The 15,290-nt window shown below is 70.8% G+C and carries 16 protein-coding genes; 6 read left to right on the plus strand and 10 right to left on the minus strand.

Annotated features, from left to right (window positions below; all coding sequences use genetic code 11):
- Positions 1–23 precede the first annotated feature (23 nt).
- Positions 24–1,076 carry a hypothetical protein gene (locus D581_RS1000000140810; protein WP_486585850.1) on the minus strand — a complete coding sequence of 351 codons (1,053 nt, stop codon included), beginning with the start codon at positions 1,074–1,076 and terminating at the stop codon, positions 24–26.
- A 315-nt stretch (positions 1,077–1,391) separates the two neighbouring features.
- On the opposite strand from D581_RS1000000140810, the gene D581_RS0118935 reads away from it, so the two are divergent.
- From D581_RS0118935 to D581_RS0118950, 4 genes are all read left to right on the plus strand, one after another.
- On the plus strand, positions 1,392–1,661 hold the full coding sequence (locus D581_RS0118935; RefSeq protein ID WP_018958788.1) for a hypothetical protein: 270 nt from the start codon (positions 1,392–1,394) through the stop codon (positions 1,659–1,661).
- Complete coding sequence (locus tag D581_RS0118940) at positions 1,654–2,262, plus strand: DUF6879 family protein (protein WP_018958789.1); 609 nt, start codon at positions 1,654–1,656, stop codon at positions 2,260–2,262. Before D581_RS0118935 ends, D581_RS0118940 begins: the two co-directional genes overlap by 8 nt.
- Positions 2,263–2,342: 80 nt before the next feature.
- Positions 2,343–2,741 carry a hypothetical protein gene (locus tag D581_RS0118945; protein WP_018958790.1) on the plus strand — a complete coding sequence of 133 codons (399 nt, stop codon included), beginning with the start codon at positions 2,343–2,345 and terminating at the stop codon, positions 2,739–2,741.
- Complete coding sequence (locus tag D581_RS0118950) at positions 2,738–4,933, plus strand: tetratricopeptide repeat protein (RefSeq protein WP_018958791.1); 2,196 nt, start codon at positions 2,738–2,740, stop codon at positions 4,931–4,933. The genes D581_RS0118945 and D581_RS0118950 overlap by 4 nt, the downstream gene beginning before the upstream one ends.
- A 258-nt stretch (positions 4,934–5,191) precedes the next feature.
- Here the strand turns inward: D581_RS0118950 and D581_RS0118955 are convergent, their stop codons facing one another.
- The 4 genes from D581_RS0118955 to D581_RS0118965 form a co-directional block, all read right to left on the minus strand.
- Complete coding sequence (locus tag D581_RS0118955; protein WP_026290673.1) at positions 5,192–7,357, minus strand: hypothetical protein; 2,166 nt, start codon at positions 7,355–7,357, stop codon at positions 5,192–5,194.
- Positions 7,357–8,040, minus strand: coding sequence for an ABC transporter ATP-binding protein (locus D581_RS0118960; RefSeq protein WP_032752820.1), 684 nt, complete (start codon positions 8,038–8,040; stop codon positions 7,357–7,359). The genes D581_RS0118955 and D581_RS0118960 overlap by 1 nt, the downstream gene beginning before the upstream one ends.
- Positions 8,041–8,136: 96 nt before the next feature.
- Complete coding sequence (locus D581_RS1000000141325) at positions 8,137–8,298, minus strand: hypothetical protein (protein ID WP_158688618.1); 162 nt, start codon at positions 8,296–8,298, stop codon at positions 8,137–8,139.
- Between the two features lie 392 nt (positions 8,299–8,690).
- On the minus strand, positions 8,691–9,641 hold the full coding sequence (locus D581_RS0118965; protein ID WP_018958794.1) for a GlxA family transcriptional regulator: 951 nt from the start codon (positions 9,639–9,641) through the stop codon (positions 8,691–8,693).
- Positions 9,642–9,711: 70 nt separating this feature from the next.
- Between D581_RS0118965 and D581_RS0118970 the strand changes: the two genes are divergently transcribed.
- Positions 9,712–10,119, plus strand: coding sequence for a cupin domain-containing protein (locus D581_RS0118970; protein ID WP_018958795.1), 408 nt, complete (start codon positions 9,712–9,714; stop codon positions 10,117–10,119).
- A 48-nt stretch (positions 10,120–10,167) separates the two neighbouring features.
- Here the strand turns inward: D581_RS0118970 and D581_RS0118975 are convergent, their stop codons facing one another.
- Positions 10,168–10,494, minus strand: a complete 327-nt coding sequence (locus D581_RS0118975; RefSeq protein ID WP_007456995.1) for a winged helix-turn-helix transcriptional regulator — start codon at positions 10,492–10,494, stop codon at positions 10,168–10,170.
- Between the two features lie 149 nt (positions 10,495–10,643).
- On the opposite strand from D581_RS0118975, the gene D581_RS0118980 reads away from it, so the two are divergent.
- Positions 10,644–11,639, plus strand: a complete 996-nt coding sequence (locus tag D581_RS0118980; protein WP_018958796.1) for an NAD(P)-dependent oxidoreductase — start codon at positions 10,644–10,646, stop codon at positions 11,637–11,639.
- Here the strand turns inward: D581_RS0118980 and D581_RS0118985 are convergent.
- The 4 genes from D581_RS0118985 to D581_RS0119000 form a co-directional block, all read right to left on the minus strand.
- The gene (locus D581_RS0118985) at positions 11,557–12,834 is read right to left on the minus strand and encodes a mannosyltransferase family protein (protein ID WP_018958797.1); all 1,278 of its coding nucleotides are present in this window, start codon (positions 12,832–12,834) and stop codon (positions 11,557–11,559) included. The genes D581_RS0118980 and D581_RS0118985 overlap by 83 nt on opposite strands.
- Positions 12,835–13,063: 229 nt before the next feature.
- Positions 13,064–13,570, minus strand: coding sequence for a hypothetical protein (locus tag D581_RS0118990; protein WP_018958798.1), 507 nt, complete (start codon positions 13,568–13,570; stop codon positions 13,064–13,066).
- Positions 13,563–14,063 (minus strand): RNA polymerase sigma factor, encoded by a 501-nt coding sequence (locus D581_RS0118995; protein WP_018958799.1) that lies wholly within the window; start codon positions 14,061–14,063, stop codon positions 13,563–13,565. The genes D581_RS0118990 and D581_RS0118995 overlap by 8 nt, the downstream gene beginning before the upstream one ends.
- Positions 14,064–14,180: 117 nt before the next feature.
- Positions 14,181–14,984: a hypothetical protein gene (locus D581_RS0119000; RefSeq protein ID WP_018958800.1), complete on the minus strand. Its 804-nt coding sequence runs from the start codon at positions 14,982–14,984 to the stop codon at positions 14,181–14,183.
- Positions 14,985–15,290 lie beyond the last annotated feature (306 nt).

Raw genomic sequence — 15,290 nt, forward strand, 5'->3', positions numbered from 1 at the left:
GACTCATGTGCCGTAAGAGCTGGTCACGTTACGGCGACGGGACGGGTGCGGACCCAGTACGAGCGGGTGGCGGCGATCAGGGCGCATCCGTAGACGCCGAACGCGAACATGCCGATCCAGCCGACCAGCAGCGCGTCACCGGGCGAGGAGAAGTCGCCCTGGCGCACCGTGACCACGTCGGCCGTGGCCAGAGCCAGGTAGCCGGCGCCGAGCACCCCGTACGGGGCCAGGGTGGCGGCGCCCACCAGGGCCGGGACGAGAGGGAGCGCGCGGGGGACGCGCCTGCCGCGCAGCCACGGTGTCCAGCGCGGGAAGACCTGGCCCCACGGCCGGACCAGACCCCACAGGAGGAAGACGCCGAGCGCGGCCAGCAGCACGGTGCCGTCCAGGCCCCAGGACTCCAGGGTGAGCCAGATCCCCGAGGCCCCGTTGTGCTCGGAGATCGCGAGCATCTGCTCGCCGGTGTTCCCGGCGAAGGTGCCGCCGGACACCCATACGAGCTTCATCGCCACGTAGGGCAGGAAGGCCACCGTGCCCGCGCAGGCGGCGAGTTGAACTGGTCGCGCGGCTGCTGACGGGACTGGCGGGGCGGCTGCGCCGGTCGCGGGGCCCGGGCCGCCGACAGTCCGGGCCGTGGTCGCGAGCAGCAGGCACCCGATCGCCGCCAGGGCGTGGTTGGCGGCGGCCGGCGCGCTGTCCACCCCCTGGCCGAACATCAGCGTGATGACGTCCATCAGCAGGCCGAACGCGGCGACCCCGGCCAGTACGCAGGTCCCCCACAGCAGTACGCGCAGGCCCGGCAGCCGCACCCCGTACCGCGTCACCGCCCCGGAGGCCGCCACGGCCAGCACCCCCAGCACCACGACCGCCCAGCTCAGCGCCGGGGAGGCGGGAAGGTCGCCCAGGGAGAAGAGTGGCGTTCCCCGCAGCGCGCACACCAGGCCGAAGCCCGCGTACGCCACCGCCCATACGGTCGTGGCCCGGTCCACCCGGCTTCGCCACCGCTGCCACCACGCGCGCCGAAGCGCCCTCGTACGGGCCTCGGGTCCTGTCTCTGTCACTGCTGCGGCGTCCATGAACCCGAACATCGCACCGGCGGAGCCGTGCGCCATCAACCGCCGGAACGAACCGCCTCCCCCGCGCGGTGACCCGCCCTCGTCGTACCGGCCTGCCCGCTCCCCATTCCTCTCCTATGTGCTCCCCTCCAGGAGCCGGCCGCCTGCGACGCCGGTACCGACCACCCCGGCCGAGCATCCGGGGCGAACATCCGTCCTCCGACGGAACTCCAGTCGTCCACAGCTCACCCGAACAGGCCAAATAGCCCTCTTGACACCGGTATTGGGCTGGTAGTCACTGGTAAGTTGACCCACTCGGAAGGGGAGGGCGGCAGCATGGTCAGACCCTGGGAAGCCGATCCTGACACCGGCTTCAAGAGACGCCTCGGCAAGTCGGCCCTGGAGCTGCGTGCCACCAGCACCGGACCCGAATGCCCGGATATCTGGGAGCTGGACAACGGCGACATCGCCGTGATCGGACGCGATCTCACCGGCTCTCTGGGGACGCGCCTGCCCGATGGTGTCTCCATCAGCCCCGATGAGCGTCTCGTGGTCATCCCCCGCAGGATGCTCGTCGCAGCGAAGGCGGACATCCCCGATGTTTGAGTGCTTCCGCAGCGGTGCCGGCGAGATCCTCACACGAGCCGACTACCTCGCCGATTTCGGACGGGTTCACCAGGGCGACATCACCCTGCTCGCCAAGATCGAGCGCGGCCAGACGTTCAAGGAGCAAGGCTCCCCCAGCTGGGACGCCTTCGCCTCCGGGGACTGGGCCGGGGCCCTCCGGCTGATCGAGAACGAGCGGGACGCGATGGCCGCCTACTTCCGGGATGCCGCCCAACGCGGCCTCGTCTTCCGCAGGGTTCGTGTCGTGGAGTTCCCGGTGTCTCCCTATCTGCAGTGGGAGATGAACGTCTTCCGGCTCAGATCGGAGCTGGGCGAAGAGATCCGCGTGCTGGACGCCCGAAAGATCTCCGACCTGGAACGGGAGGAGTCGCTGCCCGAGGTCGTCGTCCTCGGGCGTTCGGTGATGTACGCCGTGATCTACGACGACGAACTGAAGGGGGCGGGGGCCCGTCGCTTCACCGACCCCGGCCAGATCAGCCGGACGACCCGGGAGTTCGAGGCCCTGTACGCCATGGGCGAGGGGTTCGCGGAGTTCTTCGAGCGCGAGATCGCCCCGCTCGATCCGCCCACCGTCCGCTGACCGCTGCCCACTGCCCACTGCCCACTGCCCACGCGAACGCCGACGCCAACGCCGACGTCAGAACCGGAAGGACCTGCGTCATGAACCCGGAACTGGTCGCGCTCGCCCAGAGCGCGAGCGTGACGCTCGTCGGTCTGATGGCGACCGACGCTTGGGAGCACACCAGGGACGGGTTCGTCACCCTTTGGCAGCGGGCCCGGCCCGAGCGCGCTGACGCGGTGGCCGCCGAACTCGACAACACTCGGGAGGATCTGGCAGCGGACGCCACCGCCGAGGACGAACTGGCGGCCGAGTGGCAGGGCCGGATCCGGCGCTTGCTGATCGACCGACCTCAGATCGCGGTGGAGCTCCGGAGGCTGCTCGACGAGCTCGCCCCCGGCGGGGCAGCGCCCTCCGCGGCCGTCTCGCAACGCGCCACAGCCACCGGGCACTCCAGGGTCTACCAGGCCGGCCGCGACTTGCACATCACCGAACGGTGAACGGATCGACCGAGGGGCGGGCGGAGGGCAACGGCCGCGTCTTCCAGAGCGCCGGGGACCAGCACATCACCGAGCACCACCACCACGGCCAACCGGCGTTCCCGTCCGGACCCGCTCCCGACTCCGTGCGGCGGCCGGCGGTGGGGCGCGCACCGGTCGTCCTGCGCGACCGGCTGGAGCTGATGACCCAACTTCGGTCGGCCCTGGAGGACGGCGGAGCGGAGCAGGTCTACGTACTTCACGGCCTGGGCGGATGTGGGAAGACCGCCGTCGCCTCGGAGGCCTTTCGCATCGCGACCGGCGAAGGCGACCGCGTCGGCCTGTGGGTCAACGCTCCCGACCTGGCCTCACTGCGCGCGGGAATGCTCGCTGTCGCCGCCGACCGGGGTGCGGGCGAAGGCGAGCTCGCCGCTGCCCGCAACGGACTGCGTGCGGCCGCGGACCTGGTGTGGGAGAAGCTGGACCACTCCGACCAACCCTGGCTGCTGGTGATCGACAACGCCGACGACCCGGCCATCCTGCGCGAAGGCAACTGGCTGCGCACCAGTCCGCGCGGCATCACTCTGGTCACCACCCGCCAGGTCGCGGCCCATTGGTGGCCCGGCGCGACCCTTCATCACGTCGGTGTACTGCCGCGCGAGGACGCGGCTCAAGTGCTGTGCGATCTGGCGCCGGAGAGGGGCACAGCGGAGGAGGCGGCCGAGATCGCCGATCGGCTGGGCCGGCTGCCACTGGCGCTCACCCTCGCGGGTGGCTTTCTGGCACATCAGGTGATCAGTCCCTGGAGCATGGCGGAGTACGGACAGGCCCTCGACCGCGGCAACGAGGTGGATCACATCGAGCTCCTGGATCAGGGGGCCGCGTACAGCGGTGGCAACGCCTCACGCCACCTCACCAGCACCACCTGGGAACTGTCGCTGAACGCACTGCACTCCCAAGGGCTGCCGGAAGCCGCCGCCCTGGTCCGGTTGCTCAGCTGCTGGTCCCACGACCCGCTGCCCCTCCAGCTGCTGACCGGGCCAGACATCGATACGGTCGTGCCCCGGGCGCGGGTGGAGTCGGCGCTCCGCGGCCTGCTCGACCACTCCCTCACCCGTCTGACCCCCGGCCCGCCCCGCTGTCTGCGAACCCACGGCGTGCTGCTGGACAGCATCGCCCGCAGCACCCCGGCCGACCAGCACGACGTGCTGGTGAGCACCGCCGCAGAGCTGCTCGGCGCGGTCGTGCCGGACGTGTCGCGGCCGTGGGCGCGTGAAGACCCGCCCCTCGCCCCGTACGTGCCGCACACCCTGGCGCTGCTGCGGCGGGCGACCCAGTGGGCGGGGGTGGGGCCGGCGGCCCTGGCACGCGTACTGGAACGCACGTTGCGGCTGGCGGTCGCACTCCACCGCGCCGGGGACTACGCGGCCGCCCTGTCCGTGGCGCAGGACGCAGTAACACGCGGGACGCGGGTGCTGGGGGCGAGTCACCCCGCGGTGATCGCCATCCGCCAGCGCGCGGGCCGTTCCCTCTACCGGCTCGGACGGTACGAAGAGGCGGAGGCGGCCCATCGCCTCGCCCTGGCGGATTGCACCGCCGTGTTCGGTGCGAGCGCCGTCGAGACACTGGAGAGCTGCGCGGGGCTGGCACCAGTGCTCGTCTGGGTTCTCGGCCAGAAGGACGAGGCGGTGGCGCTGGTGCGGCGCGCGGTCGAGGGCCGCACCGCCCTGCTCGGCCCGACCCACCCGTCCACGCTGATCGCGCGGACGTACCTGCTGGAGTTCACCGCCGGTCCGGGGACACATCCGGACGCCGGAGCCGCCTTGGTGTCGGACTGTCGCGGCGAGGTCGGCCCCGGGCACCCCATCACTTTGGACGCCGAACTGAACCACGGCTTCGCCCTCGTCACCGCCGACCGTCAGCACTTGGCGCTTCCTCTCATCCGCAACGTGGTCACGGGCTCCGAGCACACCTATGGAATCGAGCATCCGAAGACGCTTGCCGCCCGCTCCCTGCTGAGTCGCGTACTCGGGGAGCTCGGGCGGTCCCAGGAGGCGGCAGAACAGGCAGAGTTGGTGGTGGAAGCACGGACGCGTGTGCTAGGGCCCGGGCATCCATGGACCCAGTGGTCGCTGGATCGTCTCGCAGAGCGCCGGCACGCCCTCGACGACGGGCGAACGACTGGCGGTGGAGACGAAGGGGAGGCGCCGTAGCCCGCCTCGTCCGCCGAGTCCCTCCGCTCGCCCCGCCCACCTCCCCGTCAGGAACGTCAGCGCGACGAGCGTCGTCATACGAGGCGCCCAGGGCCCAGAGGCCGAGAGCCACGTACAGCGCCTCGGGCCAGCGCAACCACATGCCGCTGAACTCGTGTACGTATCGCTCTCGTCGGACCATCCAGCGAGCGACGTGTTCTTCGGGGCCGGAGACGCGTGGTCCGAGGCCATCGGCCCCCTCTGGCTGCCGGTCGCGGGTCAGTCCGCGGTGGGACGCCATCGGTCGGACTCCCGGGCCGCCGCGCGCGCACCGAGATGCCCGACGATCAGGGACACGGCAGCACAGGCGGTGACGCCGAGGCCGAGCACCGTCCAGGAAACTGAACCCTGCTCCACCAGAGCGATGAAGAACACGGAGTGCCATGCGGTCACAGCACCGGTGACCACGGTAGCGATGAGCAAGGGGACGGTCAGGTGCCACGCGGTCACGGAGCGGAACACCCGGCGGTTGCCTGTCAGGACGGAGAGCGGGGCGAGGGCGTGGCGGACCCGGACGAACTCGGCCGCCGCACTCACCGCACCGGCCCCGAGGACGAACAGGATGCCGGTGATCCCGAACAGCTGGATCCAGTTCGGCAGGCGGGAACGCGAGGACCCCAGCCAGTTCCCGCTCAAGGCCTGCACCTGCACGGAAGGGTTGGGGAGCGTGAAAGCGGCCTGCTTCACCGCGGCGAGCCGGCCCGGTGCCGGAGTCACGACGAGAAGAGACTGCGTGCCGTCGGGCTTTACGCTGATCCGGGGCACCTGCGCGAACCTCACGTCGCCGTACCAACGGCGCATCTCTTCCACCTTGACCGACCCGGCGGCCCCTCCGGCAACCGGCCCGGGGCCGTCGCAGCTCAGGTCCAGCGTACGCAGGTCCCGGCAGGAGCCTCCGATGGTCACCCAGGGGTCTCCGGAGCCGGACGGGTCGTGGAGAGTACGGCTCAGGAGTATCGAACCGTGCGGAAGCGACGAGCGGAAGCGATCGCCTTGTGGCGCGGACATGCCACCGGCGGTCACCTCGATCACGGTGTCCTTGATCCGGTGGTGCGTGGCGGCTGCCGCGTGTGAATGCACTCCGAGCCTGCTGGTCCACACCTGCATCTGGGCGACGATGCCGATGCCGATCACCATGGCCAGAGCGAGGCGCACGATCACACCAGGATGCGCGTGCGTCCACCGTCCGCCGATCATGCGGCCCGCATGGCCCGAGCGTTTCCCCGTGGCAGCGAGCCAGGACCCCAGATGGCGGGTGAGGAAGGCCACGACGGAGGACAGAAAGGCCCACATCACCACGGTCCCACAGGTGAACACCGCGAGCTGGGCCTTCTGAGGCATGTACTGACTCGTCAGGACCAGCGCGACGCCGACCCCACAGGTGGCCAGACGCCACGAGGGAACCCGGGAAGAGAAGGAGGCGGGACGGGTGGACCTGCCGTCCCGGTGAACACGGTGCGTGCCCACGACCAGCCCCAGAACGACCAACAGGGACACCACCGCCGCTGCGACGGCGGTCGGCCAGGCCCCCCGGACGTCGAGGTGGTCGAGGATGTAGCCGGTGGGCGCGAGACGGATATCGGTCACGGAGGCCACGGCATACGGGATGAACGCGGTGAGAGTCCCCAAGGCAGTGGGAATCGCGGCTTCACCGATGTTGACGATCGCCCGGTGCCACCATGCCCCGCCCAGGGCCTGCAACAGGCTGCTGCGCCGGTCACGAGTACGGGAGCCGACCCGCGCGGCGACCACGGCCAGGGCGAGGGCGGGTAGCCCGGTCAGCGCCCACAGAGCCAGGGCGGTGGAGGTCACGGGCGACTGGTCGACCATCTCTCCGGTCGCTCCGCCGCCGCTCCCGAAGGCGGACACTCCCATCCACCGGGGATCGTCCTTCGGGGGTGGGTCGGCCACCCGGATGTAGGCCATCCGCTCGGAGGGGGTTACCAGTCCGTCGTTGGTGATGGTTCCGGCGAACCGCCCGTACCGCTCCAGAATTCCCTCACCGCGTCCGGTCCTGACGAGCTCGGGAGAGAGCAGAGCCTCGCCCGGTTCCGGCCAGCGGGCCACACCGGCGGGAAGCGGGGCGTCAGGGGTGAGCGGGTGGACGAACACGATGGATACGGGCCTGGTGCCGACAGCGTCGATCCCTTCCCGGTACAGCAGTTCGGCGCCCTTGCCGAAGGTGATCACAGGCCCCCTGGCGTCCGCTCTGGACTCACGGCCGTGATACGTCGCCACCGTGGCAACGGTCGCCAGGACGACGAAGGCGACCGCGACGGCGGCGCCGAACAGACCCCACCATCGCAGCCTGTCGCCCGGTGCGGAACGGCCGGCGGCGAGACCGATCCTGAACAACTTCCCTGCTGTCCAGACCTTTTCCTTCATCAGGAGGCCCCCACGCCGGACAGCACCCCGCCGACGAGTTCGTACCGGCGGTCGGCCCGAGCAGCCACCGTCAGGTCGTGCGTGACCACCAACAGTGCGCAGCCCCGTGTACGGACCGTCGTGAACAGCAGCTCGGCGACTCCCTCCTTGGCTTCGGGGTCCAGCGCGCCCGTGGGTTCGTCAGCGAGCAGGACGGCGGGCTCGGTGATCAGGGCACGGGCGACCGCCGTGCGCTGCCGCTCGCCGCCGGAGAGCATGCCGGTCGGAGTGGGGCCGACGGGAACACCCAGCTCTTCGAGAAGTTCCTCCGCGCGCCGGTAGGCGTCCTGGTGGCGGCCTCCGTCGAGCAGCACCGGCAGGGCTACGTTCTCCACCGGGCTGAGCTCGGGGAGGAGTTCCCCGAACTGGAACACCATGCCCAGCGTCTCCCGCCGCACCCGGGCGAGCTGCCCGGGCCCGAGCCCGGTGATCTCCCGGTCCGCAACGGTGACAGTGCCCGCCTGCGGTTTGATGAGCCCGAGGACACACATGAGCAGCGTCGACTTGCCGGACCCGCTGGGGCCGGTCACCGCGACCGACTCGCCGGGGGACACGGACAGCTTCACATCGTCGAGGAGAGTCCGCCCCTCGACCCGATAGCAGAGGCCGCTCACACGGAGCCCCGGCGCATCGCTTTGGTTCACAGAAATGTGCCTCTTGTCAGAGAAATGGATACGCCGCACCGACCCGATACGGGGTCGGTGCGACACATCAGCCGGGGAAGAAATTTGGGAGGGTTTTTACGGGACGGCCCAGCCCGAGCAGTCGTCCGGGCTTCCGTAGCTCTCGTCGCACGCCTGGAACTTGTGGATTCTGTCGCCGCCACCAGACGTGGCCTTGGTTCCCGGCCCGCTGTGGTTCCACAGGGTCCGCTTCGTCTGCCAGTGAGGCATCGCAGACATGACTCGCCGTCCGGAAACGTAGCTCCGATCGGAATACTTCAGTCGGGACCGGCGACACCAGGACATCATTAGGCAAACGAAGTGCCAGCTCAGCGAGTTGGGCAAATTTGGTCTCGAAATGGACCACGGTCAGCGAACACCGCATTTTGGCCACACGGCGTTCAGCAGCGTCGAAAATATCCCGGGGCGACTACGGGGGGCGGTGCGGGGAGGGCGGCTACCGACCCGACCACCGGCCGCGACCCGACTCGAATCCGACTGTCGAAACAGGGAGTTCGCGCCGGGCGGCCACCTCGCCCCGCCCACCTCCCCGACAGGAACGTCAGCGCGACGAGCGTCGTCACCGGCCCGGCCACCAAAACAGCGGTCAGCCGGCGGCACCCAGCAGGCTGTCATCCCGGCTCTGCCCGAAACGCCCGGCGGTAGGCGCCCGGCGTCGTGCCCAGGGCGTCGAGGAAACGTCTGCGGAGGTTGGTGGCCGAGGAGAGCCCGACGCGGCGGGCGACGGTGTCCACGGGAAGATCGGAGGACTCCAACAGCTCGCGGGCCGCGACGATTCGCTGTGCGAGCAGCCACCGTCCCGGGCTGGTGCCGAGCTGCTCGGTGAAGCGACGGGCCAGGGTTCGAGCGGAGCAACCGGCGTGTGCGGCCAGGTCCTCGACGGCCAGTGGTTCGTGGAGGCGGCCCGTCGCCCACTCGACGAGCGGCGCGAGCGAGCCGTCGACCTGGGAGGGGTGGGGCGGCGCGGCGTACTGGAGTTGCCCCCCTTCACGGTGCGGCGGCATGACCATGTTCCGGGAGACGCGCGCGGCGTACTCGGCGCCCTGGTCGGCCCGTACCAGGTGCAGGCACAGATCGACCCCGGCCCCGGCCCCCGCGCTCGTGGCGACGTCGCCGTGGTCCACGTACAGCACGTCCGGATCGAGGCGGACGGCCGGGAAGCGTGCGGCGAACTCGTCCGCCAGCGCCCAATGGGTGGTCGCCGCGCGGCCGTCGAGCAGACCGGCGTGGGCCAGGGCGAAGGCGCCGGAGCAGATGCTGACCACGCGTGCGCCCCGCTCGTGCGCACGGCGTAGAGCCCGTACGACAGCGGGCGACGGGGGTTCGTCGGTGGGCAGCCAGCCGGGGACGATCACAGTGGCCGCCCGGTCCAGGGCGTCGAGGCCCTCCGTGACGAGCATGTCGTATCCGGCGCGCGTGGCGACAGGGCCCGGGTTCTCGGTGCATACGCCGAAGCTGTAACGGGTGGGCAGCTCGCGCCGTGTGATGCCGAACACCTCTGCGGCACAGGCGAGTTCGAAGGTCGACTGGGGTGCGTGGACGAGTGCCGCTACACGGTGCATGGCAGGAAAGTACCGGAGAACGTCGATCGAGACACTGGGCGGGGCGTCGGCGGTCGACGAGGCTTGCCCCATGACGAAGCAGAAGCCACGAACGGCACAGACGACGCAGACGACGCAGACGACGCAGACAGAGGACGCTTCCGTGCGGGCGGGTGGACGACAGCTGCCCGGCTACGTCTGGTCCGCCGTGCACGACGCGCCCGCGCATGAGATCTTCCCCGGCATCCGCGTGCGCCCCCTGTGGAGCGGCGGGAACGGCGCGAAGGCCCAGCTGCTGGAGATGGATCCGCACACGTGCTGGGAGGGCATCGACGTGCACGAACCGGGGCCGGAGGAGGTTTTCGTCGTCTCCGGCGTCTTCAACGACGGTCAACGTGACTACCCCGCAGGCTCGTTCATCCACGCTCCCGCCGGTTCGTGGCACATCCCGCAGACGGCGTCGGGCTGCACGCTCTTCGTCTTCTACCCCGAAGGCTGAGTGCCTGGGTGCCGAGTGCCGGGGTGTCCAAACGCCTGCCGCAGGCGGTCACGGCAGGTCTTCGAGGCGCTCCATGTGCTCCTCGCCCCACTCGCCGAGCGGCATCAGCGCGGCGACCAGTGAGCGTCCGAAGTCGGTCAGCGAGTACTCCACCTTGGGCGGCACCTGCTCGTGCACCTCTCGGTGGACGAGCCCGGCCGCCTCCAGCTCGCGCAGTTGCAGCGTCAGCATCCGCTCGCTGATTCCGGCGACCGTCCGCCGCAACTCCCCGAAGCGCAAACGCTCTTCCTCACCGAGCCAGAAGAGGATCAGCCCTTTCCATTTTCCGCCCATGACGGCGATGGCGGCGTCGAATCCGCAGGTGTACTTCGGCATGACCTCTCCCACTGACAAGAGTGTGGGTACCGAACAAAAATGTCGGTACTTGTGCAATCTATCGTGCCGTCCCAGCATGGAGATCACCGGAGCCCGGCACCAACGGGCCTTCCGTACCCACCCTCCAACTCCCGTAACAGGAGCGGAAAATGGCACCGCACAACCAGCACCAACACCAGACCCAGCACCAGACCCCCGTGACCGTCATCGGCCTGGGCGCGATGGGAAGCGCACTGGCGGCGGCCTTCATAGCGGCGGGGCACCCGACCACGGTGTGGAACAGAACCGCGTCGCGGGCTGCCCCGCTCGTCGCCCGGGGCGCCGCGCATCCGGAGACCGTGGCGGAGGCCGTCGCGGCGAGCCCGCTCGTGATCACCTGCCTGACGACGTACGAGGACACCGTCGAGGCCCTGGAGCCGGCGGCCGCCGCGCTGAAGGGGCGGGACCTCGTGACCCTCAACAGCGGGTCCCCGGCCGGCGCCCGCCGCGCGGCGGAGTGGGCGCGCGGGCACGGCGCACGCTACCTCGGCGGCGCGATCAAGAACGTACCGCCGGCGGTGGGAGCCGAGGACACACTCCTCTACTACAGCGGCGATGCCACGGTCTTCACCGACCACGAACCGGTGCTGCGGGTGCTGGGTGGGGACACCGTGTATCTCGGTGCGGACCCGGACCTCGCCGCCCTGTACGAAATGGCGGTGGGCGGCACGCTGCTGCCCGCCCTCGTCGGCTTCTTCCAGGGGGCGGCGGCGCTGCGGGCACGTGGCCTGGAGGCGGCTTCGATGGTGCGGTTCAGCGAACAGTGGTTGCAGATGATCGCTTCGGTGCTGCCCGTGCTGGCCCGGGAGATCGACAGCGGCGACTACAGCGAACCGCTGTCGTCGGTGAACGTCTTCGTGGCCGGGGCCGCGCACGACGCGGAGCTCGGGAAGGAGGCGGGCCTCGACGTGGAGTGGCACAAGCCGTTCCACGAGCTGCTGGAGCGGGCGGTGAAGGCCGGTTACGGGACGCAGAGCATCGCAGCGCTGACGGAGATCCTCATGGAGCCCCGCCGGGACGCGCTCACCCCGCCCACCTCCCCGTCAGGAACGTCACCGCGACGAGCGTCGTCACCGGCGCGGCCACGCTCAGGTACGCCGTCCTGAACCACGGCCGCCGCAGGCTCAGCGCCGCCAGGCCGATCCACAGCGGCCACCACAGCAGCGTCGCGCGCGGGATCGACGTGTACCAGTACGAGGTGCCCAGGGCCCAGAGGCTGAGGGCCACGTACAGCGCCTCGGGCCAGCGGCGGCGGTACAGGAGTACGGCCACCAGCGCGAGCCCCACCAGCATCGCCACGAGTTCGGCCTGGAACATGAGCGCGTAGCCGGTCGTCTGCGTGTGGCCGAACGCCCCGTTCCACGTGTTCGACCACGCCTCCCACGGAGTGTGGAACGTCCGGTACCACCCGCGTTCCTGCGCGTGCTTCCAGGCCATCCAGTCGCCGGTCCGCGCGTGCAGGTACCAGCTGTACGCGGCCGGGGGCAGCGCCGGGAGCAGCGTCCAGCCGGCCGCTCGCCAGCTCCGCCGGTCCCGCTTCTCCCGGGCTGTCATCAGCACGAAGAGCAGGGCGATGGCGGCGGCGAGGAACAGGCCGCTGACGCGCACCGTCGTCGCCAGGGCCGTCAGCACGGCGGCGAGCGCCCAGCGGTGCCGCACGGCGGCGAGCCAGGCGGGCAGGGCGAACGCGAGGAACAGCGCCTCCGTGTAGCCGGCGGCCAGGAACACCGCGCAGGGCGAGAGCAGGAAGAGAACAGCCGTACGGCGGCCCGCCGCGTCCTCCGGCAGATACGCCCGCGCGATACGGGCCAGGGCCAGTACGGCCACCGCCCCCGCGACGAACGAGATCAGGAGCCCGGCCGCCGTCCAGTCCGGCACCACCGTGTGCACGGCGCGGAGCAGGAAGGGATAGCCCGGGAAGAACGCCTCCCGGTTGTCCCAGCCGCTCGTCCACGGACCCGCGCCCGCGGGGAAGTAGCCGTCGCGCGCTATGTGGAGATAGTGGTTCGCGTCCCACCGCTGGAAGGACGCGAGTACGGGCGTCGCCTCCCGCGTGCCGGGGCGGGCAGGAAACAGCCAGCGGGCGAAGTGGGCCGTGATCCACAGGGATATTCGGGTCAGGAGGTAGAGCCACAGCACGGCCCGGTCGGCAGGGGTCAGGCGGGCCGCCGCGCGGCGGAACCGCCCCGCCCGGGGCTCGGGCTGGGCGGCGACCCGGGATGCGGCGCGCGCGGACGTCCGGGGCTCGGGTGGTACGGGGCGGCTGGCGGAAGGCCGCAGCCCGGGGGAGAGCGTGGACAACTGAGGCACCTTTCGGGTGTGCCTCGCGGATACGCGGATACGTCGAGGCGTACGGGATCGCCCGGTGAGGTCGCCGGGGCGGGGAGGAAGCGGAAACGGGCAGACCCGGCGGACCATGGCGGCCCCGGACGGGCCCGGACGGACGAACGGGTCCGGATGGGCCCGGGCTATCGGGTACGGCGGCGGCGCGGCGTCAGCCGAAGTGTCAGCCGGGGTGTCAGCCGGGGCGTCAGGGCATCGACGTAGCCCCATCGGTCGTCGCCGACGGCGTGGACGGCGTGGACGTGGGCGGCAGCCGCGTCTTACCCGGACCCGTCTCCCTGCGCGTACCCGTGCCCTCACCCGTTCTCGTACTCGTACTCGTCCTCGTACGCATACCTGTCGGCGCTCCGCCCGGCCCGGTGGACCGGCCCTCCGGCAGCGTGGTGCTCGGCGTCGGCGGCAGGGACGGCGGCTGCGTCGACAGCCGGTCCGACGGTACGGGCGACGGGTAGCTGGGCGACGGAACCGTGGCCGGGGCGACCGGCTGCGGCCGGACCGGCAGCAGGCTCACCGCGACCGCGCCACCCCCGCCGACGACCAGGCACACACCCACCGCCACCAGGGCCATCCGGCGTCGCTGGGCGCGCATTCCTCGGCGCGTGATGCTCGACGCGTCGTCCGCGTCGGAGCGGGCCTGCCCGAACTCACCGGCCTCCCGGAACAGGGACCGCAACGGATCCCGCGGGTCAGACATCAGGGGCCTCCTCGATGCGGGGGTCCCGCAGACGGTGGGCGAGCGCCGCCCGTCCGCGAACCAGATGCGTCTTGATCGTGCTGCCGGAAAGCCCGGTCTCCCCGGCGATCTGCTCGACCGTGAGGTCGCACAGGTAGTGCAGGGTCAGCGTCCGCCGCTGCTGCGGGGGCAGTTCCCGGAGCGCGTCGACCAGGACCACATGGCCCGGGTCCGGCGGCTCCACGTGTCCGGGTGCGCCGTTCCCCCGGCTCCAGGCGTCCGCCGAACGCCGCCGGAACCGCCAACGGCTCACCGCCAGCCGCCAGGCGACCGTACGAATCCACGCCTCGGGGCTGCCGTCGCGGTCCAGCCGGCCGCGCCGGACCCACGCCTTGACGAACGCCTCCTGCACGACGTCCTGCGCCTCCTGGAGGTCGCCGGTCATCACGTACAGCTGGCCCGTGAGACGTGCGACCGCCTGGGTGTAGAACTCTTCGAACTCCTCGACGGTCAAAAGTTGCTCCCGGACTCTTTCGCTTCACCGGGTATACGCCCGCCGCAGGTCATCCGGTCGACACTACCCAGGAGAGATCGGGGGTGACGGTCGTCACAGCGTCACTGCGTCACAACGTCACCGCGGTCGAAGGGCGCTGCGCAGCGCGACGGTCGCGGCCGGCCGGACATCGTGCCCGTGCCGGTCCATCCAGGCGAGCCATGCGTCGATGTCGTCGTCCATGTCGGGCTCCTCGCCCTTCCCGGCGTCGGTTGTCCGCTCCCGCAGCCACGCGACGGCGTCATCGCGCCGCTCCACCGCGTGAGGGGCGAGCTCGCCCACGGTCAGCACGAGTTGCTCCGCCACCGACAGATCGGGCTCGTCCTCGAACCGGGCCAGGAAGCGGTCGACGAGGTCGTCCGCCCGGTGGACGGCCCCTGCGAGTACGGCGGCCACTCCGACCCGGATGTCCCCGTCCGCTTCCACGTCGTCGGCGAGGAGCGGCAGCAGCGCATCGACCGCCTGATCCCAGGCGGCGGGCCAGGCGGCCGGCGCGGTGCGCCCCCGCCCGCCGTGCCCCAGGCCGAGTTCCGCGGCGCGGGCGGCGTTCCCGGCTCGGGCGAGAACGCCGAGCGTCTCCAGGATCTGCGGACGCACCTTCACGGCCGGGTCCCTGACGGCCTCGACGAGGAACGGAAGCACCTCGGGCGCCGCGGGAGACACCGAGCTGCCGTCGCCGCAGCACGCGAAGTGAAGGGTGGCTTGGGCGTTGTCGGCCGTCAGCAGATCGGGGGACCAGTGCCGCTCCAGCAGGTCCGGCCCGTACTGCCCCTCCGGCAGGGGGATGTAGAGGTCGACGACCTTCGTCCAGTCGCCCTCCGCGGCGAACCGGGCCGTCAGCTCCGCGCCCGCGCCCGCACTCGCGTCCTCTGGGTCCTTCATACCGCCCCCGTTCCGCTTCGACCTCCCGAAGCTCAAGCCGTGAGATCCGAGCCCTCTTAACAAGGATGGGGTGGATGGGTCAGTTATCCCACCCACCCGCCCACCCTGGCTGCGAAGTTGACAATTTGTGATCGAGTTGCGACACACGGTCGCCAGGCTCTAGCGTGCGGAGGACCTGGACCAAAAAGTCGACCCCCACCGGTGCTCCAACACCGACAGGGGTCTGACCACCGAAGATCGAAGAAGCGAAAGAAGCGATCCCCATGGCTGCCAGCCAGTTTAGTGATGCCCGCCGCGCCCCGCGCG

The sequence above is a fragment of the Streptomyces sp. CNB091 genome (assembly GCF_000377965.1).

Excerpts from the sequence above, each read along its gene's own strand:
- D581_RS1000000140810 (WP_486585850.1), bottom strand. The coding sequence starts at position 1,076 with ATGGACGCCGCAGCAGTGACAGAGACAGGACCCGAGGCCCGTACGAGG.
- D581_RS0118935 (WP_018958788.1), top strand. The coding sequence starts at position 1,392 with ATGGTCAGACCCTGGGAAGCCGATCCTGACACCGGCTTCAAGAGACGC.
- D581_RS0118940 (WP_018958789.1), top strand. The coding sequence starts at position 1,654 with ATGTTTGAGTGCTTCCGCAGCGGTGCCGGCGAGATCCTCACACGAGCC.
- D581_RS0118945 (WP_018958790.1), top strand. The coding sequence starts at position 2,343 with ATGAACCCGGAACTGGTCGCGCTCGCCCAGAGCGCGAGCGTGACGCTC.
- D581_RS0118955 (WP_026290673.1), bottom strand. The coding sequence starts at position 7,357 with ATGAAGGAAAAGGTCTGGACAGCAGGGAAGTTGTTCAGGATCGGTCTC.
- D581_RS1000000141325 (WP_158688618.1), bottom strand. The coding sequence starts at position 8,298 with ATGTCTGCGATGCCTCACTGGCAGACGAAGCGGACCCTGTGGAACCAC.
- D581_RS0118965 (WP_018958794.1), bottom strand. The coding sequence starts at position 9,641 with ATGCACCGTGTAGCGGCACTCGTCCACGCACCCCAGTCGACCTTCGAA.
- D581_RS0118970 (WP_018958795.1), top strand. The coding sequence starts at position 9,712 with ATGACGAAGCAGAAGCCACGAACGGCACAGACGACGCAGACGACGCAG.
- D581_RS0118975 (WP_007456995.1), bottom strand. The coding sequence starts at position 10,494 with ATGCCGAAGTACACCTGCGGATTCGACGCCGCCATCGCCGTCATGGGC.
- D581_RS0118980 (WP_018958796.1), top strand. The coding sequence starts at position 10,644 with ATGGCACCGCACAACCAGCACCAACACCAGACCCAGCACCAGACCCCC.
- D581_RS0118990 (WP_018958798.1), bottom strand. The coding sequence starts at position 13,570 with ATGTCTGACCCGCGGGATCCGTTGCGGTCCCTGTTCCGGGAGGCCGGT.
- D581_RS0119000 (WP_018958800.1), bottom strand. The coding sequence starts at position 14,984 with ATGAAGGACCCAGAGGACGCGAGTGCGGGCGCGGGCGCGGAGCTGACG.